The organism is Desulfacinum hydrothermale DSM 13146, assembly GCF_900176285.1.
GTDB classification, from domain to species: domain Bacteria; phylum Desulfobacterota; class Syntrophobacteria; order Syntrophobacterales; family DSM-9756; genus Desulfacinum; species Desulfacinum hydrothermale.
In genome coordinates this window covers 1-1,213 of record NZ_FWXF01000057.1, presented here as the reverse complement: position 1 = coordinate 1,213, position 1,213 = coordinate 1, and the positions used below count along the sequence as shown (strand labels likewise).

Sequence of the window (1,213 nt, the reverse complement as noted above, 5' to 3'; positions counted from 1 at the left end):
TGGGGGTCCTGTAGGACTCGACCAGCTGGTGGTAGAAGTAGGTTTTGCCCGTTTGGGGGTCTTTCTTTCGCGCTCTTCGGATAAACATAGTGGCAACAAGCTAGCAGATATCAACTTAGGAGTCAATAGGGCGCCCCATTTTCTGCCACTACATTGGGTTTTCCGTCTTCCGGAACCTCTTTCCAAGAACTTAGTGCCGCTCATCTGAACGGTTTCTGAAAAATGGCCCTCAAAAAGCGACGAAGGAGCAACGCTTTTTGACGTCCGAGTGGATTTGCCTTGTTAGGCCATTTGCAATAAACGACCTGGATCAGCTTACTAATGATACGATTTTTTCTTTATATTTATTGTTTTCGCTTGGCACCCAAATAGTTAATCCAGGTATATTGCCAGCGTTCTCATATTTGATATTGCAAAGAAAATCTGCGCAATTGTCGTTATTGTCTTCGATGGCTATTACTGGTCTGCTTTTTTGAATTGTTTCTTGAGCACCCTTTAATGCAATCAATTCATGCCCCTCCACATCCAACTGAATTAACACTAAATCTTCAATATTGAGGAGATCAATATTAATTGACGCACAAATCGCGCCTTTATCAGATATGGTCGAAGCGCCACCCGCATGCCTACCGCAACCCTCGATTGTGTTGATATAAAGATTACCTAAACCATCCGAAAGAGCGCAATTCAATAATACCACATTTTTTAAGTTGTTACTATCCACACATAACTTGGCTAGAATATAGTTTTCAAAAACCGGCTCGAATGCATAAAGACTCCCCGATACAGACCTAGAGAAATTTGGGATCATATCTCCAAAAAAAGTACCTGCGTGCACCATGGAGCCTTTGAATGATTTACAAAACTCTCTAACAAAATAATGAGTGTCTGGCTCGTATAGATTACCGTTCAACAAGTTCTTAACTGCAGGTCTATGTAATGCGTATTTTGGTACGAAATATTTATTTCCATTTAAAATTAGATGTATAAATTCCACTACAAATTGTTCATCTTGCATAAACTCGATATCGTGTTGAGTACGGCTGGCCGTTTCAAGCCTTTTTGCCTTTGGCGAACGTATGATTTCGTAGCCCAAACTCTTAAAAATCTTTTTGACAATCCCTTAATCCGTGAAATTGCACCTATGCATAAGACTATCTTGTGGCGGATATCCCATTGAATTTACATCTCATTTATGCTATAGGACCTCCTG

General features: G+C 40.5%; 2 protein-coding genes. One reads left to right on the top strand and one right to left on the bottom strand.

Annotated elements, in window-relative coordinates:
* Nucleotides 1–208 (top strand): hypothetical protein (locus tag B9A12_RS17460; RefSeq protein ID WP_212636992.1); only part of this gene is annotated, 208 nt, incomplete at its 5' end.
* 102 nt (nucleotides 209–310) lie between these two features.
* Here the strand turns inward: B9A12_RS17460 and B9A12_RS16560 are convergent.
* On the bottom strand, nucleotides 311–1,096 hold the full coding sequence (locus B9A12_RS16560; protein ID WP_084059188.1) for an FkbM family methyltransferase: 786 nt from the start codon (nucleotides 1,094–1,096) through the stop codon (nucleotides 311–313).
* Between the last annotated feature and the right edge of the window lie 117 nt (nucleotides 1,097–1,213).